Raw genomic sequence first — 21,774 nt, forward strand, 5'->3', positions numbered from 1 at the left:
GTGATCAAAACGTAACAATAATACGGGGAGCTTCGCTGAGCACACTCCCAGGTTGGCGGAAAACGGCGCACGGAACGGCGTAAGAACGCTCAGGGGCGCGGCGCATGATGCTTCTGCTGCGCGGCGAGCAGTCCCTCCTCGATCAGCTGCTCGACAGCGTCCGCCGCGTCCGAGACGAGGATCGGGAGGTTCGGCTGCTCGGCGCTCCCGAACGGCGCCAGCACCCAGTCCGCCGGGTCCTGCCGTCCGGGTGGACGTCCGATCCCCACCCGGACGCGGGGAAAGTCCGGGGTCGCCAGCACCCGGGCGACATCGCGGATGCCGTTGTGTCCGCCGTGTCCGCCGCCGACCTTGAGCTTGACCGTGTCGAACGGGATGTCCAGCTCATCGTGCACCAGGACCACCCGCTCGGGCGGGACCGAGTAGAAGCGGGCGAGGGCCGCCACCGGGGGTCCGGAGACGTTCATGAAGGTGGTCGGCTTGGCGAGGACGAGCCTCTCGCCCCCCTGCCGCAGCCAGGTCTCGACGACGCGGGCCCCGCTGGACCGGCCACGGACCGAATGTTCACGGAACGACTCTCCCCGGCGTGCCGCCAGCTCGTCCACGACCATCTGGCCCACGTTGTGCCGCGTCGGCGCGTAGCGGGGGCCGGGGTTCCCCAGACCGACCACGAGCCATGTCTGTGCCATGACCTCATCCTTCCGGAACGGTGAAGGGGGCGCGACGCGCGGTCGCACCCCCTTCGGAGTCGTTGCGGGGCATGCCCGGGCGGATTACTCCGCGGCCTCCTCGGCCGGCGCCTCGTCCGACGCCGCCTCCTCGGCGACCTCGGCCGCCGGGACCGACACGGTCAGGAGCAGCAGGTCGGCCTCGTCGGCAAGCGTCGCGCCCTTGGGCAGCGTCACATCGCCGGCGGTGACGCGGGCGCCCTCCTGGAGGCCCTCCACGCTCACCTCGACGTGCTCGGGGATGTGGGTCGCCTCGACCTCGAGCTTGATGGTCGTGATGTCGACCGTGACGATCGTGCCGGAGAAGGACACGCCGGTGACGAGGACGGGCACCTCGACCGTGACCTTCTCGCCCTTCTTGACCACGAGCAGATCGATGTGCTCGATGACCTGGTGCACCGGGTCCTTCTGCACGTCCTTGACGAGCGCGAGCTGGTCCTTGCCCTCGATGACGAGCTCGAGCAGCGCGTTCGCGCGACGGACGATGAGCGAGACCTGGTGGCCGGGGAGCGCGAGGTGCACCGGGTCGGTGCCGTGGCCGTACAGCACGGCGGGGATCTGACCGGCGGCACGCAGACGGCGGGCGAAGCCCTTGCCGAAGTTCGTGCGGATCTCGGTCTGGACCTTGTTGTCTTCGGTCATGATGCTCTCCTTCATGCGCACGGGGCGGTTCCGCGCGGGGGTCTGGGTCGTGTCCTCCCGGGCACGACACGAGGAGGAGAGCATCGGGGCCCGCTTCGCCGCGTCGATCACGGACGGGCGCAGACGCACACCGTCCCTCGCCGAGGAACCCCTCCATGCTACCCGAAGACCCGATAGGCTGAAGGCATGCTCGATGGCGCCTTCCTCTCCCATGTCCTCTTCTGGCTGATCGGCGCCATGACGGTCGCCGGCGTGGTCCTCGGTTTCGGCGCCATGTTCACCATGGGCCGCTCCGGCTACCGGAAGGACTGAGGCTCGCCCGCGGGCCGAACCCGTCCTTCGACGAGCGCCGTCATGGCGCGGCGCTACGCTGATTCCGTCACCCAGGAGATCAGGAGCACACATCGTGTCCGAAGCAGAAGTGCCCGAGGCCGCAGCCAACATCGGAGTCGTCGGACTCGCGGTCATGGGATCCAATCTCGCCCGCAACCTCGCGAGCCGCGAGGGCAACGCCGTGGCGATCTACAATCGCAGCCGCGAGAAGACCGACGAGCTGATCGCCGCGCATCCCGAGGCCGGATTCACCCCTGCCTACTCCTACGAGGAGTTCGCCGCCGCGCTGCAGAAGCCGCGGACCGCGATCATCATGGTGAAGGCCGGCGCGCCCACCGACGCCGTGATCGACGAGCTGGTGCGGGTCTTCGAGCCGGGCGACATCATCGTGGACGGCGGCAACGCCTACTTCCCGGACACGATCCGCCGCGAGAAGGCGGTGCGCGAGACGGGCATCAACTTCGTCGGTGCCGGCATCTCCGGCGGCGAGGAGGGCGCGCTGACTGGGCCCTCGATCATGCCCGGCGGCTCGGACGAGTCCTGGGTCACGCTCGGCCCGATCCTCCGCTCGATCGCCGCGGTGGCCGAGGGCGAGCCCTGCGTCACCCACGTCGGCCACGACGGCGCCGGCCACTTCGTGAAGATGGTGCACAACGGCATCGAGTACGCCGACATGCAGCTCATCGCCGAGGCGTACGACCTCATCCGCCGCGGCACCGGCAAGACGCCGGCCGAGATCGCCGAGATCTTCGCCGAGTGGAACAAGGGCGAGCTCGAGTCCTACCTGATCGAGATCACCGCCGAGGTTCTGCGGCAGGTGGACGCCGAGACGGGCACACCGCTCGTGGACGTCATCCTCGACCAGGCGGGGGCCAAGGGCACCGGTGCCTGGACCGTGCAGACGGCGCTCTCCCTCGGCATCCCCGTGTCGGGCATCGCTGAGGCCACCTTCGCCCGCTCGCTGTCCTCGCACCCCGAGCAGCGCGCCGTCGCGGCCGCCCTCCCCGGGCCCGACGAGACGTTCTCGGTCGCCCCCGGCGACGTCGACGCCTTCATCGAGGACGTGCGCCTGGCGCTCTACGCCTCCAAGATCGTCGCGTACTCGCAGGGCTTCGACGAGATCCGTGCCGGCGCCGCCGAGTACGGCTGGGACATCGACCTCGGGGCGATCTCCAAGATCTGGCGAGGCGGCTGCATCATCCGTGCCCAGTTCCTCAACCGGATCGCCGACGCCTACGGCGAGACCCCCGATCTGCCCGTGCTCATGACCGCGCCGTACTTCGCCGAGGCCCTCGCCCGTGGGCAGGCGTCCTGGCGCCGGGTGGTCGTCGCCGCCGCACAGGCGGGCATCCCCGCGCCGGCGTTCTCGTCGTCTCTGTCGTACTACGACGGCATCCGCGCCGACCGTCTGCCCGCCGCCCTCGTGCAGGGCCAGCGCGACTTCTTCGGCGCCCACACCTATCGACGCGTCGACAAGCCGGGCGTCTTCCACACGCAGTGGTCGGGCGACCGGACCGAGATCGAGGTCTGACCCGACCGCGACCGGTCGCGCCGATCGGCCACGCTCGCCGAACGATCGCGCGTGCAGGCCGACTGCGCAGCCCGCCCAGCAGGCCCCGCCCCGGCGGGGCCTGCTGGGCGGGCTGCGAGCCGGGTCAGGCCGTCGGCGGGACGTTGTGGTTCGTGCGGAAGAGGTTCCGCGGATCCCACTCGGCCTTGATGCGCGCCAGGCGCGCGAACGCCTCGGGCTCGTACATCCGACGCACGTCCTCTCCCGATGCGGCATCGGTGAAGTTGCCGTACCCGCTCAGGCGTCGCGCTCCGATCGCAGCCCAGTCCCGCAGCGCGGCAGTCCGGCTCTCCTCGTCTATCCCCGGGTGGTCGAAGGCGCCTGCCATCACGAACCAGGACGCCCCGCGTCCGGGGAAGGGGGTCTCAGCCTGGGGCACGTCGCCGAACGCGCCGCCCAGGGAACGCACGAACGTCACCGAGGCCGGGTGATCGCGCCGGAAGGCGACGAGCCGGTCGATGAGGTCGTCGTCGAGCTCGGCGAACAGGCCGTTCCCGCCGAGGAAGCCGGGAGGCCCCTGCTCTTCCGCGGGGCCGTCGTTCGCCGGCATCTCCATGAGGATCTCCCGATAGGACGGTGTGGTCACCTCGCCCGCCACGCCGGGAAGGGCGCGCACCGGTGCGAGGACCCCGGCGAGCCGCTCCGGCTCGGGGCCGGCCCAGACCGCCGTGAGACCTGCCCCGGGAGGCGCGCTCGGATCCATCGGAGGCACGTCCATGAACGTCGTGGTGAGCTCGCGCGGAGCATCGCGCAGGACGTCTCTCATCGCGCGGAGAAAGGCGCCGTGATCGTCGGCGGCCTTGAGGTCCGCGAATGCGATGCCGGGGAGCGAATGGGCTTCGAAATCGAAGCGCGTGACGACGCCGAGGTTGCCGCCGCCGCCACGCAGCGCCCAGAACAGCTCGGGGTTCTCGGTCGCCGAGGCCTCGACGATCCGCCCGTCCGCCACAACGACCTGCGCGCCCCGCAGCTGGTCGGCCGCGAGCCCCCAGGCCCGGACCATCCAGCCGACGCCCCCGCCGAGGGTGAGACCGCCGACGCCCACCGTCGCGGTGTCGCCGGAGCTGATGGCAAGACCATGCGGCGCGAGCTGCTCCGCGACCTCATGCCACAGCGCTCCCCCGCCGATGCGCACCCTGGCGCCCTCGACTTCGACCGACGCGAGGGCGCGCAGGTCGATCGTCAGTGCCCCTGGTTCCGGAGTCCAGTGCCCATGGCCACCGGCCCGCACCGCGATCGCTCGCCCCTCGGCACCTGCTCTTCGTACCGCCGCGGCGACCTCGGCCACATCCCGGGGGTGCGCCGTCTCCGCCGCGGCCGCACGCCACGGTTCTGTCTCGCCTGCTGCCTCGCTCATGCTCTCTGCAGTCATGCCGTGACCTTAGACCATGCCACCGACACCGACCATGCCACCGAGACCGTGGTCCTCATAGGAAAGTCATAGCATTCTGGCGGATGATGACGACATGAACGATCACGTGCCGTCCGAGCTGCGCCGTGCCGATGGCGGCCCCCTCCGCATCCTCGCGGTCGACGACGAGCCGATGCTCACCGACCTGCTCTCGATGGCCTTGAGGATGGAGGGCTGGGAGGTGCGAACCGCCGGCTCCGGGCTCGAAGCGCTGCAGACCGCGCGCGAGTTCGGACCAGACGCCCTGGTCCTGGACGTGATGATGCCCGACCTCGATGGCGTCGGGGTGCTCAAGCGCCTCCGCGAGGCCGGCAACATGGTCCCCGTGGTCTTCCTCACCGCGAAGGACGCGGTGAGCGACCGGATCGCCGGTCTCACCGCGGGCGGCGACGACTACGTGACCAAGCCGTTCAGCCTGGAGGAGGTCGTCGCTCGGCTCCGCGCCGTCATCCGTCGCAGCGGGGTCGCCGCGACGGACGCCAGCGACTCGGTGCTCCAAGTCGGCGACCTCACCCTCAACGAGGACAGCCATGAGGTGATCCGCGACGGCGTCGAGATCGAGCTGACCGCCACCGAGTTCGAGCTCCTGCGGTACCTCATGCGCAACGAGCGACGCGTGCTGTCGAAGGCGCAGATCCTCGACCGCGTCTGGAGCTACGACTTCGGCGGGCGTTCGAGCGTCGTCGAGCTCTACATCTCGTACCTCCGCAAGAAGATCGACGCGGGGCGCACCCCGCTCATCCACACGGTGCGCGGCGTCGGCTACATGATCAAGACCCCGCAGTAGGCGGCACCCGATGTTCGCGAGTCGCGTGCTCCATCGCCGTCCGCCCACGCTGCAGACGCAGCTCATGACGGCGGTGATCGGCATCGTCTCGCTGATCCTCGTCATCGTGGCCGTGACGACGAGCGTCTTCCTCGGTCGCGCCCTCGAGGGGAGCCTGGACGCCGAGCTGCGCTCCACCGCGGACCAGCTGACGAGGGTTGCGCAGTACCGGGCGGGCATGACGCAGACGACGCCCTCCCCCGCGCAGATCCTCGACTCCCAGTACGTGCCCCGAGGGCTGGCGCTCTTCGTCCGCGGCTCAGAGGATGCGAGCGGAAGTGTCGTGGGGCCGCTCGGCCGGACCGTGGAGGTCGACGCCGAGACTGTTCAGAGCGCGGTACAGACCGTCCAGGACGGCGAGAACGTCATGACCATCGGGTCCTTCGGCTCGTACCAGCTGATCGCGGTGCGCGTCGACAGCGTCCGGTCGAGCCTGAACGGTGCGCAGACGCAGCCGTTCACGATGCTCATCGGCCTGCCTCGCACCGAGATCCAGCACACGCTGTCGTCGCTGTTCACCGTCATCGCCCTGGCCACCGCCGGAGGCCTGATCCTCCTGGCGGTCACGACCGCGATCGCCATCCGGGTCAGCCTGCGCCCGCTGCGTGCGGTGGCGACCACGGCGACCCGTGTCGCGAACCAGCCGCTCGACCGCGGCGACGTTTCGATCCAGGAGCGTGTCCCCGACGCCGAGGCCGACCCCCACACCGAGATCGGACGCGTCGGCGCGGCCCTCAACACGCTGCTCGACCACGTCGACACCTCTCTCGCGGCGCGCCAGCGCAACGAGGAGCGCATGCGGCAGTTCGTGGCGGACGCGAGCCACGAGCTGCGCACCCCGCTGGCGTCGATCCGCGGATACTCCGAGCTGTCCCTGCGGTCCACCGACCTCCCGGAGACCGCGCACACCGCCCTCGAGCGGATCCAGGCACAGTCGTTGCGGATGACCCGGCTGGTCGAGGATCTCCTCCTCCTCGCCCGGCTGGACGAGGGGCAGGAGCTCGTGCACACCCCAGTGGATCTCACGCTCCTCGCGATCGAAGGCGTGGAGGACGCCCGCCCGACCGCCCACGACCACCTCTGGGAGCTCGACGTGCCGGGCGAGCCGGTGACAGTTCTGGGCGACGCCGGCCGCCTGCAGCAGGTCATCGCGAACCTGCTCGCGAACGCGCGTACTCACACCCCGGCGGACACGCGCATCACGGTGACGCTCACGACGGACGAGACCTCCGCCGTGCTCCGCATCCACGACGACGGACCGGGGATCGACCCGTCCGTCCGTGACGAGCTGTTCGCGCGGTTCGCCCGTGGCGACCGCTCCCGCACCAGGGCGACCGGGGGCACGGGTCTGGGGCTCGCGATCACCAAGGCGATCGTGGAGGGACACGACGGCGTGATCCGTGTCGAGAGCGAACCGGGCTCCACCACGTTCGAGGTCCGTCTCCCCCGCCTCCGTCCCACGGATCATGCGAACGGCGCGCCGGACGCCCCGAGTGCTTCTGCCGCCCCCGTCGAAGAGGCGACGGCGCCGGATCCGCCCGCCGACGTCCGGGCGGATCACGGCCGCGGCCAGCACCTCATCGTGGGCAACCCCTCGTCCGACGACTCCCCGGGCGGCGCGACCGCCCGCTGAGAGCGAGGCTCACCCCGCGGCTACGCCGGGCGTGGTGCTCAGCTCAGTACCCGGCGAAGGCGTCGGTCGTCACCCGGCGGCATCGGCGCAGCGCGGGAGCGAGGTCGGCGATGAGGCGCGGAGGGCCTGACACGAGGGCGTGACGGCTCGAGAGGTCCGGCACCAGCTCCGCGAGCGTCTCCGCGTCCAGCCGCCCTCCTCCGGCCCAACGCCAGCCGTCCGGCACGCCGCCGGGCTCGTCCGGGGTCACGACGACCCCGGGGACGCCGGCCGCCGCGATCTCGTCGAGATACGCGGTCTCGGCCCGGGACGAGGCCACGAGCACCACCACGACGTCCCGCCGTGCGGCCGCCCCCGTCCGTGCGAGGTGGCCGAGCTGCGAGACGAACGGCGTGACGCCGATCCCCGCGGCCACGAGCAGCAGGGGGGAGGAGCCACGCGGGAGTGTGAAGTCACCCCAGATCCCCGTCGCGCTGAGGACGTCTCCGACCTGCACCGCCGCGAGCGCACGCTTATAGCTGGACTCCGGGCGGTGCCTCGCCGCCTCCTGGCCCGTCTCGCCGCTCTTCGCTCCGGTCGCCTCGCGGTACGCGATCCGCAGATGAGGGAGCTCCTCCGGCGCGGAGACGATGCTGAACTCGCGCCGGGTGCCCCGGTCGTCCGGGTGCCGATGCGGGACCTGGAGTTCGAGATACTGTCCCGGCGCGAACTGCGCCGGGCGACGCAGACGGAAGGTCAGCTCCCGCACCGTCGGGGTCACGTCACGGCGCCCTTCGAGGGCGAGCCGCAGGCCGCCGCGGCGGGCGAGGAGGAAGGCGAGGAGGTTTCCGACGAGGAGAGCCCGCTCCTGCCCGAGAGTGATCGGCCCCAGCGCGATCGGCCAGCCGACGAGCACGCCCACCGTCCCGGCGACGAGGAACTGCTGCCAGCGTCGCGGTGGCAGTGTGAGGGGCTCGGCCAGCATGAACGCGCCGAGGAACAGCACCGGCGACTGGACCAGCGCGAGGGTGAGATCGGCCCAGGGGTCGGCAGGGAGGCCGGCCGCCGCTCCCTGGACGCCGGAGCGCACCATCGCGACGACGACCGCGACCACGACGAACAGCACGACCACCCGCACGCGCTCGGTCCGCCACAGCACGACGAGCCCGAAGACGAAGACCGGGATCGCGAGCGCAGGCGTTCCCACCCACCAGGCGGAGAAGCCGAGCCCGGACAGCGTCAGCACCGTCGCGGCGACGGCGGCCGGGTTGAAGACGTGGCGTCCACGCCAGGCGAGGACGTACTTCGATGCCGCAGCGACGACGCCGGCCAGGGCTGCGGCGCCCAGCTGGTCCGGGTTCGTGCCCGGCGGGATGACGAACACGAGGATGAGCGCGGTGATCAGCGAGGACTCCACACGCCGTGGGACCTTCAACAGCAGCTGCGCCCCCGCGTCCACGAGCATCACCGCGGTCACGAGAACGCCCGTGGTCGCCAGGAGTTCGAGCGGAGTGGGCGAGAGAACTCCGAGGACGCTCCAGATCAGCGCGACCATGAGGAGAGAGAGGAGCATCCAGAGCGTGAGCCGGTACATCGACATCCGCCCGAGCACGCCGAGCACCCGCTGCCGCGACGCGGTGAGCAGTGCGATCATGCGAACCTTCCCTTCGTCGGATCGATCTCGAGCGGACCGATCAGCGGAACAGCTCGGCCGACGATCCCGGTGACCATTCCACGGCCCCTGACGTCGTCATCCGCACCCATTCCACACCCTGTGCATGCGCGAAGGCAGTGCCCCCGTCGAAGAACAGCGCCGTCGCCGCGGCGTCCGCGACCATCGCCGAGGGCGCGATCGCCCACGTCGCCGCGATCGTCCGCACCGGCTCCCCGGTGCGCGCGTCGAGGACGTGATGCAGCCGGTCGCCCCAGGCTCGCCGGTTGACCGCGGAAGCGCACAGTGCGCGGTCACGCAGCTCGACCACGCCGATGGCGAGCGCGGGGTCGTACGGGTGTTCGAGTCCCACGCGCACAGAAGGACCGCTGACGGCGAGATCCCCGCTCGCGTCCACGATGACCTCGCCGTACCCCCGCGATCGGAGCAGGGCATGGACGAGATCGACGAGACGCCCCTTGCCGATCGCTCCGACGTCGATCATCGCCGTCTCCGACAGCACGAGCTCGTCCGGCGACCAGGTAAGCGTCGACCGCCAGCCCGCAGGAGCGGGGACGGCGCCACGGTCCCGAAGGCTCAACGTCGCGTCGTAGCCGCGGCGGGCCAGGCTCTCCCCCACCAGCGGGTTGACCGCGCCCTCGGTCGCCTCGGCGAGCTCCGTGTAGAGATCGAGCATCGGCGGGGCGTCGTCCGGCAGCGGGACCGCCCCGGGGGACGCGGCGAGCCGCGACACGACCGAGTCCGCACGGAATCGCGACCAGGTGCGATCGAAGTCCTCGATGAGCGCCGTCACGGCGCCCCTGTCCTCGGCGCTCAGAGACCGCCCTGTGCCGATCTCCCAGGCGGTGCCGATCGCCTCGAACCGCCACGGGGGCGCCGGGGCGTCCACCTCAGGAGGCCGCCTCGGCGCGGATCTTCTCGATCGCCTGGGTGAAGCCCTGACCCGTGAGAGAGGATCCCGCGACCTTGGTCACGGAGATCTCGCCGAGCGGCTTGCCCACGACCTGCTCCGAGATGCCGCCGATGAACTGGCCCTGATACTGCTCGGTCTCTCGCGCCTGGGGGTCGCCGGTCACCTCGACCTTGTCCACGACGCCGCCGGAGAGCGTCACCGTGACCGTGATCTTCTCCACCGTCTCCGGCGTCCGATACGAGCCGTCCGCCGTGTACGTCCCGTCCTTGTACGCACCGGATGAGCCCGAGGCCGCCGACGGGGCGGGCGACGACGGCGTGCTCCCCGTGCCGCCGGCTCCGGCTGTCCCCTCGGCCTCGTTCGCCGTGGGCGAGCCGGCGCAGCCGGCGAGGAGCAGGACTCCGGCGATGCCGGCGAGCGCGGATCCGTGGCGGACCGAAGGCGAGATGTTCATGCGAACAGCATCGACGAGTCGCCTATGAGCGCCCTTTGAGCGCCGCCCGTTCGGCGGCGCAGGCGGACGAGGCCTACGCGTCGCCGCCGAACATGCTGGTGACGGAGCCGTCCTCGAACACCTGCCGGATCGCGCGGGCGAGCAGAGGGGCGATGGGGAGGATGGTGAGCTGCTCCCAGCGCCGTGACTCGGTCAGCGGGATCGTGTCGGTCACCACGACCTCGTCGATCGCCGGGTCCTGCAGACGCTCGTTCGCCGGGTCGCTGAAGATCGCGTGCGTGGCCGCGACGATCACGCGGCGGGCGCCGTTGGCCTTGAGCGCCTGCGCCGCCTTGACGATCGTGCCTCCGGTGTCGATCATGTCGTCGACGAGGAGACAGGTGCGCCCGTCCACACTTCCCACGATCTCGTGCACGGAGACCTGGTTGGCGACCTTCGGGTCGCGACGCTTGTGGATGATCGCGAGCGGCGCGTCCAGGCTGTCGGACCAGGTGTCCGCCACACGCACCCGGCCCATGTCGGGAGAGACGATCGTGAGGGTCGCGCGATCCTCTGCGGTCAGCGTCTCCTCGAAGTGGTTCAGCAGGACCGGCTTGGCGAAGAGGTGGTCGACGGGCCCGTCGAAGAAGCCCTGGATCTGCGCGGCGTGCAGGTCGACGCTCATGACACGGTCGGCCCCGGCGGTCTTGAGCATGTCGGCGACGAGACGGGCGCTGATCGGCTCGCGGCCGCGGCCCTTCTTGTCCTGGCGGGAGTACGGGTAGTAGGGCGCGACGACAGTGATCCGCTTGGCCGATGCACGCTTGGCTGCGTCGAGCATGATCAACGTCTCCATGAGCCACTCGTTCACCGGTTCCCCGAAGGACTGGACGATGAACAGGTCGCATCCACGGATCGAGACCTCGAAGCGGGCGTAGATCTCGCCGGAGGCGAACGTGCGGTGCTCGACCGGGGCGATCTCGGTGCCGAGGGCCTCGGCGACGGCCGCGGTGAGCGCGGGGTGGGAGCGTCCGCCTGCGACGACGAGCCGCTTCTTCGTCTTGGCGATGAGGCCGGGGGCGACCCCGTTCTCGCGATCCAGCTCGACCGTCTTCTTCTTCTGCCCCATCGGACCCGCCTATTCCGCTTTTCTGTTCGCCCGAGCCGCCGCATCCGCTGCTCCCGTGCCTGCCCTGTTGTTCTCGACCCAGCCCTCGATGTTGCGCTGAGGGGCCACGCTCATGGCCAACGCGCCGGCCGGGACGTCCTTGCGGACGACCGCGCCGGCGCCGGTCTTCGCTCCGTCACCCAGCCTAACCGGCGCGACGAGCACCGTGTGCGACCCGGTGTGCACCTCGTCGCCGATCTCGGTGCGGTGCTTGTGGACGTCGTCGTAGTTGGCGGTGATGGTGCTCGCCCCGAGGTTCACACCCCGACCGATCGTGGCGTCTCCCACGTACGAGAGGTGCGGGACCTTGCTGTCCTCGCCGATCTCGGCGTTCTTCGTCTCCACGTACGCGCCGATCTTTCCACCTGCCCCCAGGACCGTGCCGGGGCGTAGGAAGGAGAACGGGCCCACCGTCGCCCTCGCACCGATCACGGCCAGGTTCGCGTCCGTGCGCCGGATCGCCGCGTCCTCGCCCACCTCACAGCCGACGAGCGTGGTGTCAGGGCCGATCGTGGCTCCCTCGGCGACGGTCGTGGCGCGCAGGATCTGCGTGTGGGGGAGGATGGTCACGTCGGGTGCGAGGGTGACGTCATCGTCGATCCAGGTGGTCGCCGGATCCAGGATCGTGACGCCCTCCCGCTGCCAACGACGCACGATGCGGTCATTCAGCGTGCGGGCGGCCTCCGCGAGCTGAGCGCGGTCGTTCACCCCGAACGTGGCCGCGGCGTCGTCGGCGACCTCGACCCCGACCTTCTCGTTCGCGCCCCGGAGGAGGCCGATCACGGCCGTCAGGTACATCTCGCCCTGCGCGTTGTCGGTGCCGACCTGCGCCAGGTGGGCGCGCAGGGGGCCGCTGCGGAAGACATAGACGCCGGAGTTGATCTCGGTGATCGCAGCCTCGTCGGGCGCGGCGTCCTTCTGCTCCACGATCCGCGCGACGTCTCCGTCGGCGTCGCGGACGACCCGGCCGTAGCCTGTCGGATCATCGACGAGGGCGCTGAGGACCGTTGCCGCCGCCGCCGCCGCCCTGTGCTCGTCGACGAGATGGCGCAGTGTCGCCTCCTCCAGCAGCGGGACGTCGCCGGAGAGCACGAGCACGTCGCCGTCGAACCCCGCCGGCAGCGCATCCAGCGCCACCTGGACCGCGCGCCCCGTGCCGGCGATCTCGTCCTGGTCGACGACGACGACGTCGGGGAAGTCGGCCTCGAGCATCTCGACGATGCGGTCCCGCTCGTGCCGGACGACGATCTCGATGTGCTCGGCGCCGAGCCGTGAGGCGGTGGCGAGGACGTGACCGACCAGGGGGCGTCCGCCGATCGGGTGCAGGACCTTGGGAAGCCGCGACTTCATGCGCGTGCCCTGCCCCGCGGCCAGGACGACGATGGCGAGATGGTTTCCGGTCATGCTCCGCCGCCAGGACTCGAACCTAGACCTCACAGCTCCAAAGGCTGTCGTGCTGCCATTACACCACGGCGGACTGCGGCGGGACTTCCCGCACCATCGCCAATTCTGCCATGCGTCACCCGGGAGCCCCGCCCGCCCCTCGTCAGCCGTGACCTCTGCGGAACCCGTTCGTAACACCGCCGTCATCGCGGTGCGGCACCGTGGACCCATGACGATCCGCATCGACCGCGCCCGCTCCTCGACCCCGGAGCTGGAGGCGTTCATCGTCGCGCACCTGCAGGACATGGAGCCGACCGCCCCGGAGGCGAGCCGGCACGCGCAGGGCACCGCCCGTCTGCTCGCTCCCGATGCGCGACTCCTCCTCGCCTTCGACGACGACGCTCTGGTCGGCACCGGCGCGCTCGTCCCGGTCGAGCCGGGGCACGAGGAGCTCAAGTCGATGCGGACCGCCCCGTCGCACCGGGGCCGCGGGATCGGTGCCGCGATGCTGGGCGCCCTGCTCGATGACGCGCGCTCACGCGGGGTCGGGCGTGTGTCGCTGGAGACGGGGGCCGCGGACTTCTTCTGGCCGGCGCACCGTCTCTACGCCAAGGCCGGCTTCGAGGAGTGCGAGCCGTTCGGCGCCTACGTCGACGATCCGCACAGCCTGTTCCTCTCGCTGCGTCTCTCCTGAGCCCCAGGGCTCCGGGCCCCGGAAGAACGCGGAGAGGCCTGCCGTGACGCCAGAGCCGCGCGATAATGGACGGATGAGCACGAGCGATCCCGCGACCGGCGACGAGGTCGACCGGATCGTCTCCGCGTGGGACTCACAACGCCCCGACCTCGACTTCGCGCCGCTCGAGGTGCTCTCCCGCGTCGATCGTCTCTCTCGACTGCTCGACCGTGCCCGCCGCGACGTCTTCCGCCGCAGCGACCTGGAGCCCTGGGAGTGGGATGTGCTCTCGGCGCTCCGCCGGGCGGGGACGCCGTTCCAGCTCTCCCCCAAGCAGCTGCTGCAGCAGACCCTGGTCTCGAGCGGCACCATGACGAACCGCATCGACCGGCTTGTCGGACGCCGCCTCGTGCGTCGTGAGGCGGACCCCGACGACGGACGAAGCGTTCTGGTCACCCTCACAGACGACGGCAGGGTGCGCGTCGACGCCGCCATCACCCGTCTGGTCGACGCCGAGGCGACCCTGCTCGCCGCCCTGCCCCGCACCGACCGCGAACGCCTGGCCTCGCTGCTGCGCAAGCTCAGCCTGAGCGTCGACGTCTGAGGCGTCGATGGGCATGCGTTCGCCGCTCCCGGTGCGCGACGGCGTCGGTGCGACCCGGCTGCACGTCCCCCACGACGGTCCATGGCCGACGATCTCGGCGTACATGGCCGAACGCTTCTTCCACCTCGACCCCGAGCGTCTGCTCGCCCGCTTCGATCGCGGCGAGATCGTTTCCCGCGACGGCGCGCCGCTCGCCAGGACGACCCCGCTCGGCGCACACGAGTTCGTCTGGTATTACCGCGAGCCGCCGGTCGAGCGCGAGATCCCTTTCGTCGAGGAGATCCTGCACGTCGACGACGATCTCGTCGTGATCGACAAGCCGCACTTCCTGCCGACCACGCCCGGCGGCAAGTACCTGCAGAACTCGGCGCTGGTGCGTCTGCGCAACCGGCTCGCCCTCCCCGAGCTCACCCCGATCCACCGCCTGGACAGGGCGACCGCCGGGCTGCTGATGTTCTCGGCTCGACCGCAGACGCGCGGCGCGTATCAGCTGCTCTTCGAGAACCGCCGCGTCGAGAAGGTCTACGAGGCGGTCTCCGCTCTCCCCGAAGGCTGGGATCCCGCTGCCCCCGCGCTCGATGGCCGGTCTTTCCCGATCGTCTACCGGAATCACATCGAGAAGCGGCGCGGGAACGTCTGCGTCCGCGTCGACCCCGACCGCGAGCCGAACGCCGAGACCCGCATCGAGCTGATCGGCGCCGACGACCATGTGCTCCATACGCGCCTGCGTCCGCACAGCGGGCGGATGCACCAGCTGCGCGTGCATCTCGCGGCACTGGGCGCGGGCATCCTCAACGACGGCTTCTATCCGGTCCTCCTCCCCGAGCGACCGGACGACTTCACCCGCCCCTTGCAGCTGCTCGCCCGCGAGCTCCGCTTCACCGATCCGCTCTCCGGCGAACCCCGCGTCTTCCGCACCAGACGCACGCTGCAGGAGGCGCCCTCGATGGGACGGTGACTCCTTCACCCAGGAGGGGGGTTCCTCTCTCCGAGATCTCAAGGACGGATGCATGAGATTCCTCCGCCTGCAGGAGAAATCTATGGCGGGTCGCCCTGCAATCGGAATTTCCTCAGCCATCCGGCTGACCGGGCGGACGGGCGGTCAGCGTCGCATGATCGCCCGCGCCAGCCACGTGCCGAGCGACTGCACGAGGTGCACGAACACGACGATCAGCACGATCGCGGCCCACATCACCAGCGGCTCGAACTGGCGGAAGCCGTAGACCAGGGCGAACGCGCCGAGACCACCGCCGCCGACGGCGCCGGCCATCGCCGTCATGTCGATGAGCGCGACGACGACGAACGTGTACCCGAGGATCAGCGGGCCGAGCGCCTCCGGCATCACGACGGTGAGCAGGATGCGCCAGGGCCCGGCGCCCATGGAGCGGGCCGCCTCGATCACCCCGGGAGGGACGGAGACGAGGTGCTGCTCGACGATGCGCCCGATCGCGAACGCCGCCGCGATGCCGATCGCGAAGGCGCCCGCGTTGATGCCGATGCCGGTTCCGATGACGAGCCGGGTGAACGGCTGGAGGACCGCGAGGAAGATCACGAACGGGATCGGGCGGAAGAAGTTGACCAGGAGGCCGATGAGCAGGGCGATCGGCCGGTTCGGCAGCAGACCCCCTGGCCGGGTGATGTACAGACCGATCCCGATGATCGTGCCGAGCACGCCCGCCATCGCGAGGGCGATGGTCGTCATGTACAGCGTCTCGCCGGCGGCCTTCCAGAAGTCCGGCAGGAGCTCGATGAGCCGATCCATCAGCGCACCCCCTCGCCTCGGTCAGACGGTTCCGCTCGGCCGGGCGTATCGGCACGGCCCGTCGCCTGGGCCGGGCCGTCGATCTCGGTCACCGTCGCATGCGAGCGGATCGTGGCGAGAGCGGCGTCGACAGTCGCGTCCTCGCCCCGGATCGCGAGGGTCAGATGCCCGAACGCACGCCCGCGAATGTCGTTGATGCCGCCATAGACGAGCTCGAACTCCAGCCCCGCCTCGGCGAGGTCGACGAAGACGCGCGCCTGGGAAGAGTCGCCGTCACGAAACGAGAACGTCGCGAGGCGCCCCTGGTGCCTGGCCCGGAGCGACGCCTGCTCAGCCGGCGAGGGGATGCCCTTGATGACCGTCCCGACGAACCGCTGCGATGCAGGGTTCTTCGGACGGGAGAAGACCTCGAACACGTCGCCTTGCTCGACGACCCTTCCCTTCTCCATCACGGCCACCTTGGTGGCGAGGGTCTGGATCACGTCCATCTCGTGCGTGATGACGACGATCGTGACGCCCTGCTCCCGGTTGACGCGGGCGAGGAGCTCCAGCACCTCATGCGTGGTCTGCGGGTCGAGCGCGCTCGTGGCCTCGTCGGCGAGGAGGATCGCGGGTCGGGTCGCGAGCGCCCTGGCGATCCCGACGCGCTGCTTCTGTCCCCCGGAGAGCTGCTCGGGGTAGGACCTCGCCTTGTCTGCGAGGCCGACGAACTGGAGAAGCTCGGCCACTCGCGCGTCGATGTCTTCCTTGGCCCAGCCGGCGAGTTTGAGCGGGTAGGCGATGTTCGCCTTGACCGTCTTGGCCGAGAAGAGGTTGAACTGCTGGAAGATCATCCCGATTCCGCCCCTGATCCGGCGCAGCTCCCGCTCCCCGAGCAGGGTGATGTCGATGCCGTCGACGGTGATGCCCCCCGAGGTCGCCGGTTCGAGTGCGTTGATCAGCCGCACGAGCGTCGACTTCCCGGCGCCCGAGTAGCCGATGATCCCGTAGACGTCGCCCCTCTCGATGTCGAGGGTGACGTCGTCGACCGCGACGACCTCGGCGGTGTCACGGCCCGTAGGCGGATACGTCTTGGTGACGCGGCTCAGGCTGACGATCGGCATGGCGGTGCTCCGGGGTCTCGGACGGACGGGAATCGGGCGGCGCACTCGGCGCCGCCCGATTCTCTCGTACTCAGCTGAACGGTGTGCGCTCAGCCCTTGTGGGACTCGGTGTCCTTCTCGACCTTCTCGAGGGTCGTCTGGAGCTCGGTCGCAGGGATCTGCAGCGGCACGCCGGTGCCGCCGGAGGCCTTGTCCAGCCCCTCCTGCACGGCCTTGTCGGTCTGGAAGATCTCGACGAGCTTCTGGAAGGTCTTGTCGTCCTTGTCCGCGGCGCGGGCGGCGAAGATGTTCACATACGGCAGGGCGTTGGGGTCCTTCGGGTCGTCCTGTGCGATCGCGTCGGAGAACGACAGCCCGGCCTTCTCGACGAAGTCGTTGTTGATGATCGCGGCGGCCACATCGGGGAGCGAGGTCGGGATGATCGCCGCCTCGAGCGCGGTGACCTTGACCTTGGAGGCGGCCGTGTCGACATCGGCGAGGTCGGAGAAGGTGGAGCCGCCGCTCTTGAGCGAGATCAGCCCGGCGGACTGCAGCACGAGCAGCGCGCGCGCCTGGTTCGACGCGTCGTCTGGCACCGCGACGGTCTCGCCGGCAGGGATGTCCTTCACATTCTTGAACTTGGCCGAGTACAGGCCCAGCGGGTAGATCGCGGTCGATCCGACGGGGACGAGATCCTTGCCGGAGGCGACGTTGTACTGCGCGAGGTAGACGATGTGCTGGAACTGGTTGAGGTCGAGCTCGCTCTCGGCGAGTGCGGGATTGGGCTGCTCGTAGGAGCCGAAGTCGACGATCTCGACGGTGATGCCCTCCTTCTTCGCCGCGTCGACGAACGCGGGCCACTGCGGGTCGCTCTTGCCGACGACGCCGATCTTGATCGGCTTGTCGCTCGAGCCGCTGGCCTCGGCCCCCTTGTCGGAGGAGCCGGAGGCGCAGCCGGCGAGCGCGACGGCGAGGGCCGTGGCCGCGACAGCGGCGAGGACGGAGGTGATGCGGCGGGACATGGCTGTGGGGTTCCTCTCTCCAGGGACTCCGACACGTTATGCGCCCGACCGGGCCGCGCTCGAATCGGTTCGTCACAGAGCGTCACAGCCGGACGCCGGACAGGGCGGGGCGGGGCGGAGCAGGCCACCCCGCCCCGGGCGCTCACGACGCCAGCATTCCCTTCATCTCGGCGATCTCCGCGGTCTGGTCGTCGATCACCTGCTGTGCGAGCGCACGGACCTCGGGCGTCAGGGCGCCGGCGAGCGCCTCCTCGGCCATCGCGACGGCTCCCTCGTGGTGGACGATCATCTGCTCCAGGAAGAGACGGCCGGCCTCCGCGCCGGTCGCGTCCCGGAGGGCTCCCATGTCGGATGCGGACATCATGCCTGCGCCGTGATCCATCCCGGCCATCCCGGCCTGCTCGCTCGCTCCCCCGTCAGCGAGCCAGCCACGCATACGATCGATCTCCGGCTGCTGCGCGGCCTTGACCTCGCGGGCGAGATCCGCGACGCGGGCGTCGAGTCCGTCCTTGCCGAGGACGAGATCCGCCATCTCGATGGCCTGCTGATGGTGCGGGATCATCATCGTGACGAACATCGCGTCGGCAGCGCTGACGCCCGTGGACGAGGTCGCGGGCGCCATCCCGCCGTGTCCGGCGTGCTCCGACCCCGCTGAGGGGTCAGGGGCCCCCGACGTGACGGCGGTGCACCCGGTCAGTACGAGGGTGAGGGCGATCACGCCTGCTCCCCGCGCGCGTGTGAATACGGTCATGTCTTGCTCCTTCTCGAAGATGTGGTGTGACGCGGACCGGCCGGACGGCCGGACCCGCCTCACGTCCGGCTGATCGAGAGGACGTGCAGGGAGGGAGGGCGCGGAGCGCGCCGTGCACGGGGCCTTGCGGAGACGAGGCCGGGACGAGGCCGCATCCCGAGCATCGGACGGAACGGAAACAGCAGCAGGAGGACGCCGGCGAGGAGCGCGAGAAGACAGGCGATCATCGTTCCTTCCAGGCTGCCCGGCGCGGAGAGCAGGTGCGAGACGTCCGCCTGAGACGACGCTCCGCGCAGGCCTGCGGAGGGCTCGGCCCCGACCGCGCGGTGCTGCGCCGGCGCTCCGTACGCGGCGCCCGTGTCTCCTTCCGCCACGCTCGGGAGAAGGGCGCCTGCATCGTCGAGGACGTCCGGGGCGGACGCGTGCTCCGCTCCGAGCATCGCCCGATGCGTGCCGTGATCCAGGGCGGAGCCGCTGAGGACGTGCATGCCGAGGAGCCCGAGGATCAGCAGAAGGGCGAGCCCGATCGTCCGCGGTCTCGCCATGCCCACCTCCTCGATACCCCGATAGGGTACCAAACGGAGTGAAGACAGCGAGAGCCGAGCGCGAAGGGATCGCGGCTCAGCGCGCGACGACCGCGTCCTCCGCCGCGCTGTCGTCACGGACCGGGGTCTCCGCCTCCGAGGCCACCCCCTTCTGAACGGAGCCTCTCCGCGCCCGGGCCCGCTGGACGAGGCGGACGCCGAGGTCGATCGCGAAACCCATGAGGATCGAGACGGCGATCCCGGCCCCGGCGGCCAGCAACGGCGAGTGCCCGAACCATGCCGCCGCGACGCTGGCGATCGCGAAGCTGAGACTGACCCACGCGACCGCCGCCACGAGCGTGAGCGGGAGGAAGCGACGGTACGGCAGCCGCGTGGCGCCGGCGGTCATGTTGACGGCAACGCGGCCGATGGGGATATACCGGGCGACGAGCAGGTAGATCGCCGGCCTCTCGGCCAACCGCTCCCCCGCCCAGACGAGGGACTTCCGCACCCTGGGCCGTCGCATCCAGGCCCAACGATCCGTGCCGAGCCGTCGGCCGATCGCATAGGCGAGGTTGTCGCCCGCGGCGGCGCCGATGCCCGCCGCGACGAGGATCGCGATCACGCTCGGGACCCCTTCCGACCCCGCTGCGAGCGCCAACGGCAGGGAGCCGACGACGACCGTCTCGCTCGGCACCGGCGGGAAGAAGCCGTCGATGAAGCAGCAGAGCAGGATGACGATCGGCAGCCACGGCGAGAGAGCCAGCGAGGCCAGGACGTCGTTCATGACCCCACGGTACGTGCGGCACCTGAGAGCACGCATCAGCCTCGAGAGTGATCTGCACCCCGACGACAGGGGCATCCCCGTCGGCCGGATCGGCGAACCCGGCCCCCGTCAGTCGATCTCCTCGATCCCCTGCAGTCGCACCTGCTCCAGGTCCAGCCGTGCGGAGATCCGCCGCACGATCATGTCGTCCACGGTGCCCGCCCGGCGCAGGCTGTGCAGCACCTCACGTTTCTGCTCGATCATCGCGAGCTTGAGCCGGGAGTACTCGTCATGTCGCAGGAGCGGAGAGCGCTGCATCACGTCCACGTCGGCGGACGTCGCGATCATCTGCAGCGTCGTCCCTTCCGCCGACTCCGTCACACCGCCGGAGACGCCGAACGCATCGAGATCCGCCGATGCGTCCGCGGAGACGGCGAGCGGGTCTGGCTCGTCGAGCATCGCCTCCATCGCACCGACCTCGGCGTCGATGAGCGCGCGCTCCCGCGCCAGGGCCCGCGCGTTCGCGAGCTCCAGCATCTCGTAGCCGTCCCGCCGGACGCGGTCTCGCACCTCGTCGCTGACACCGTGCTCGACCGCGAGATCGTCGAGGACCGCCATCGCCGCGCCCGAGATCGCCCGCTCCGCCAGCTCGTACTCCTCGTCCTCGGCGTGGTCGGCGGGGAAGCCCGCCCAGCGCACGACCGCGGGGAGCAGCGGCCCCTGCGCGAGCAGGCTCAGCAGGATCACGCCGGCCGTGACGAACACGATCTCCTCCCGCCCGGCGAGCGGCGCACCGTCGGCGGTCGTGAGCGGGACCGAGAGGGCGATCGCGAGCGAGACCGCGCCGCGCATACCGGCGACGGTGCTGACGACCCGCGCACGGTGCCGGAGCCCGCGGGGCGGAGCCGGCGCGCCGCTGCCGAGACGAAGGAATGGCACGGACAGCCACTGGAAAAGATAGCGGACGACGAGCAGCACGCCCCACACGGCCAGGGTGAGGAGCAGAAGCCGGCCGATCTTCTCCAGCGACACCTCGTGCACCACCCACTGGACCTCGAGGCCGATAAGCACGAACAGCGCGCCATTGAGGAGGAAGACGCCGAACGGCCAGACCTCCTCCGCCTGGCGCCGCGAGGCCGCCGTGCTGATCCGCGGGCTGAGGTAGGCCGCGATGAGGCCGGCGACCACGACGGCGAGCACACCGGAGGCGTGGACCAGCTCCGCCAGCAGGAACGCCGCGAACGGCACGAGCAGGAGCGTGACGTTGATCACGATGGCCCTGGTCTGCGTGCGCAGCAGGAGCCAGGCGAGAGCCGCGACGATCGCGCCGGCCGCGATGCCGCCGAGGTACGAGACGAGCACGGTCAGCGTGACGGACAGGGGCGTGATGCTGCCGCCCATCGCGAGCGACACCGCGATCGCGTACAGCACGAGCGCGGTGCCGTCGTTCGTGAGGCTCTCCGCCTTCAGCTTCATGAAGCCGCGGCGGGGCAGCAGGCGCCCGAGGGCCGCGACCGCCGTCGCGTCGGGAGGCGCCACGGCGGCGCCGAGGATCAGCGCAGCCTCCCAGGGCAGTCCGATCAGGACGCCGACGGCGGCGACCGCGAACGCGGAGGCGACGACGAGCAGCGTGCTCATCGGCAGGATGTAACGGAAGTCGCGGCGGATCGACCGCAACGACGTCGTCAGGCTCTCCCAGAAGAGCATCACCGGAAGGAAGAGGAGAAGCACCGTCTCCGGAGGCAGCTGCACCTCCCTGAGGGCGGGGACGAATCCCAGCAGCAGCCCGAAGACCACCAGGACGAGCGGCAACGCCACGCGCAGTCGCGGTGCCAACATGGTCCCGGCCAGGATCGTCAGTCCCAGCAGGACCGTGACCTCGAGTCCTTCCATATCTTC

22 protein-coding genes and 1 tRNA gene are annotated in these 21,774 nt (G+C 70.4%); 7 read left to right on the forward strand and 16 right to left on the reverse strand.

Features of this window, described 5'->3' with window-relative positions; genetic code table 11:
- Positions 1 to 89: 89 nt before the first annotated feature.
- Positions 90 to 689, reverse strand: a complete 600-nt coding sequence (pth, locus tag ACP15J_RS04580; RefSeq protein ID WP_424935239.1) for an aminoacyl-tRNA hydrolase — start codon at positions 687 to 689, stop codon at positions 90 to 92.
- Between the two features lie 84 nt (positions 690 to 773).
- On the reverse strand, positions 774 to 1,370 hold the full coding sequence (locus ACP15J_RS04585) for a 50S ribosomal protein L25/general stress protein Ctc (RefSeq protein WP_424935238.1): 597 nt from the start codon (positions 1,368 to 1,370) through the stop codon (positions 774 to 776).
- A gap of 186 nt (positions 1,371 to 1,556) precedes the next feature.
- Here ACP15J_RS04585 and ACP15J_RS04590 point away from each other — a divergent pair, with 186 nt between their 5' ends.
- Complete coding sequence (locus ACP15J_RS04590; RefSeq protein WP_424935237.1) at positions 1,557 to 1,682, forward strand: hypothetical protein; 126 nt, start codon at positions 1,557 to 1,559, stop codon at positions 1,680 to 1,682.
- Positions 1,683 to 1,791: 109 nt separating this feature from the next.
- A complete protein-coding gene (gene gndA / locus ACP15J_RS04595; protein ID WP_424980887.1) occupies positions 1,792 to 3,234 on the forward strand; it encodes an NADP-dependent phosphogluconate dehydrogenase in 1,443 nt (480 codons plus the stop codon).
- Positions 3,235 to 3,358: 124 nt separating this feature from the next.
- Here gndA and ACP15J_RS04600 read toward each other — a convergent pair whose 3' ends face one another.
- Positions 3,359 to 4,645 (reverse strand): FAD-binding oxidoreductase, encoded by a 1,287-nt coding sequence (locus tag ACP15J_RS04600; protein ID WP_424935235.1) that lies wholly within the window; start codon positions 4,643 to 4,645, stop codon positions 3,359 to 3,361.
- Between the two features lie 94 nt (positions 4,646 to 4,739).
- Between ACP15J_RS04600 and ACP15J_RS04605 the strand changes: the two genes are divergently transcribed.
- Together ACP15J_RS04605 and ACP15J_RS04610 are read left to right on the forward strand one after the other, a co-directional pair.
- The gene (locus ACP15J_RS04605; RefSeq protein WP_424935234.1) at positions 4,740 to 5,471 is read left to right on the forward strand and encodes a response regulator transcription factor; all 732 of its coding nucleotides are present in this window, start codon (positions 4,740 to 4,742) and stop codon (positions 5,469 to 5,471) included.
- Positions 5,472 to 5,481: 10 nt separating this feature from the next.
- Positions 5,482 to 7,143 (forward strand): sensor histidine kinase, encoded by a 1,662-nt coding sequence (locus tag ACP15J_RS04610; protein ID WP_424935233.1) that lies wholly within the window; start codon positions 5,482 to 5,484, stop codon positions 7,141 to 7,143.
- 43 nt (positions 7,144 to 7,186) lie between these two features.
- Here ACP15J_RS04610 and ACP15J_RS04615 read toward each other — a convergent pair whose 3' ends face one another.
- The 6 genes from ACP15J_RS04615 to ACP15J_RS04640 form a co-directional block, all read right to left on the reverse strand.
- On the reverse strand, positions 7,187 to 8,776 hold the full coding sequence (locus ACP15J_RS04615; protein ID WP_424935232.1) for an FAD-dependent oxidoreductase: 1,590 nt from the start codon (positions 8,774 to 8,776) through the stop codon (positions 7,187 to 7,189).
- A 40-nt stretch (positions 8,777 to 8,816) separates the two neighbouring features.
- Positions 8,817 to 9,683: an FAD:protein FMN transferase gene (locus tag ACP15J_RS04620; RefSeq protein WP_424935231.1), complete on the reverse strand. Its 867-nt coding sequence runs from the start codon at positions 9,681 to 9,683 to the stop codon at positions 8,817 to 8,819.
- 1 nt (position 9,684) lies between these two features.
- Positions 9,685 to 10,161, reverse strand: a complete 477-nt coding sequence (locus ACP15J_RS04625; protein WP_424935230.1) for an FMN-binding protein — start codon at positions 10,159 to 10,161, stop codon at positions 9,685 to 9,687.
- A 73-nt stretch (positions 10,162 to 10,234) separates the two neighbouring features.
- Positions 10,235 to 11,269 carry a ribose-phosphate diphosphokinase gene (locus tag ACP15J_RS04630; protein WP_424935229.1) on the reverse strand — a complete coding sequence of 345 codons (1,035 nt, stop codon included), beginning with the start codon at positions 11,267 to 11,269 and terminating at the stop codon, positions 10,235 to 10,237.
- 9 nt (positions 11,270 to 11,278) lie between these two features.
- Complete coding sequence (gene glmU, locus ACP15J_RS04635; protein ID WP_424935228.1) at positions 11,279 to 12,712, reverse strand: bifunctional UDP-N-acetylglucosamine diphosphorylase/glucosamine-1-phosphate N-acetyltransferase GlmU; 1,434 nt, start codon at positions 12,710 to 12,712, stop codon at positions 11,279 to 11,281.
- Between the two features lies 1 nt (position 12,713).
- Positions 12,714 to 12,785 (reverse strand) — tRNA-Gln (locus ACP15J_RS04640).
- A gap of 135 nt (positions 12,786 to 12,920) precedes the next feature.
- Here ACP15J_RS04640 and ACP15J_RS04645 point away from each other — a divergent pair.
- The 3 genes from ACP15J_RS04645 to ACP15J_RS04655 all read left to right on the forward strand — a co-directional run bounded on the left by ACP15J_RS04645 (position 12,921) and on the right by ACP15J_RS04655 (position 14,926).
- On the forward strand, positions 12,921 to 13,385 hold the full coding sequence (locus tag ACP15J_RS04645; protein ID WP_424935227.1) for a GNAT family N-acetyltransferase: 465 nt from the start codon (positions 12,921 to 12,923) through the stop codon (positions 13,383 to 13,385).
- A 73-nt stretch (positions 13,386 to 13,458) separates the two neighbouring features.
- Entirely contained in the window at positions 13,459 to 13,968 is a 510-nt protein-coding gene (locus tag ACP15J_RS04650) for a MarR family winged helix-turn-helix transcriptional regulator (protein ID WP_424935226.1), read from the forward strand.
- Between the two features lie 13 nt (positions 13,969 to 13,981).
- Entirely contained in the window at positions 13,982 to 14,926 is a 945-nt protein-coding gene (locus tag ACP15J_RS04655) for a pseudouridine synthase (RefSeq protein ID WP_424935225.1), read from the forward strand.
- A 144-nt stretch (positions 14,927 to 15,070) separates the two neighbouring features.
- Here the strand turns inward: ACP15J_RS04655 and ACP15J_RS04660 are convergent, their stop codons facing one another.
- From ACP15J_RS04660 to ACP15J_RS04690, 7 genes are all read right to left on the reverse strand, one after another.
- A complete protein-coding gene (locus tag ACP15J_RS04660) occupies positions 15,071 to 15,730 on the reverse strand; it encodes a methionine ABC transporter permease (RefSeq protein ID WP_424935224.1) in 660 nt (219 codons plus the stop codon).
- Complete coding sequence (locus ACP15J_RS04665) at positions 15,730 to 16,833, reverse strand: methionine ABC transporter ATP-binding protein (protein WP_424980844.1); 1,104 nt, start codon at positions 16,831 to 16,833, stop codon at positions 15,730 to 15,732. The genes ACP15J_RS04660 and ACP15J_RS04665 overlap by 1 nt, the downstream gene beginning before the upstream one ends.
- Before the next feature lie 89 nt (positions 16,834 to 16,922).
- On the reverse strand, positions 16,923 to 17,834 hold the full coding sequence (locus ACP15J_RS04670; RefSeq protein ID WP_424935222.1) for a MetQ/NlpA family ABC transporter substrate-binding protein: 912 nt from the start codon (positions 17,832 to 17,834) through the stop codon (positions 16,923 to 16,925).
- A 142-nt stretch (positions 17,835 to 17,976) separates the two neighbouring features.
- On the reverse strand, positions 17,977 to 18,585 hold the full coding sequence (locus tag ACP15J_RS04675) for a DUF305 domain-containing protein (RefSeq protein ID WP_424935221.1): 609 nt from the start codon (positions 18,583 to 18,585) through the stop codon (positions 17,977 to 17,979).
- Between the two features lie 59 nt (positions 18,586 to 18,644).
- A complete protein-coding gene (locus ACP15J_RS04680) occupies positions 18,645 to 19,130 on the reverse strand; it encodes a hypothetical protein (RefSeq protein ID WP_424935220.1) in 486 nt (161 codons plus the stop codon).
- Between the two features lie 76 nt (positions 19,131 to 19,206).
- Positions 19,207 to 19,896, reverse strand: a complete 690-nt coding sequence (locus ACP15J_RS04685; RefSeq protein WP_424935219.1) for a DedA family protein — start codon at positions 19,894 to 19,896, stop codon at positions 19,207 to 19,209.
- Between the two features lie 108 nt (positions 19,897 to 20,004).
- Entirely contained in the window at positions 20,005 to 21,768 is a 1,764-nt protein-coding gene (locus ACP15J_RS04690; protein WP_424935218.1) for a Na+/H+ antiporter, read from the reverse strand.
- Between the last annotated feature and the right edge of the window lie 6 nt (positions 21,769 to 21,774).

This window comes from Microbacterium sp. S308A+ (assembly GCF_049800815.1).
GTDB lineage: Bacteria > Actinomycetota > Actinomycetes > Actinomycetales > Microbacteriaceae > Microbacterium.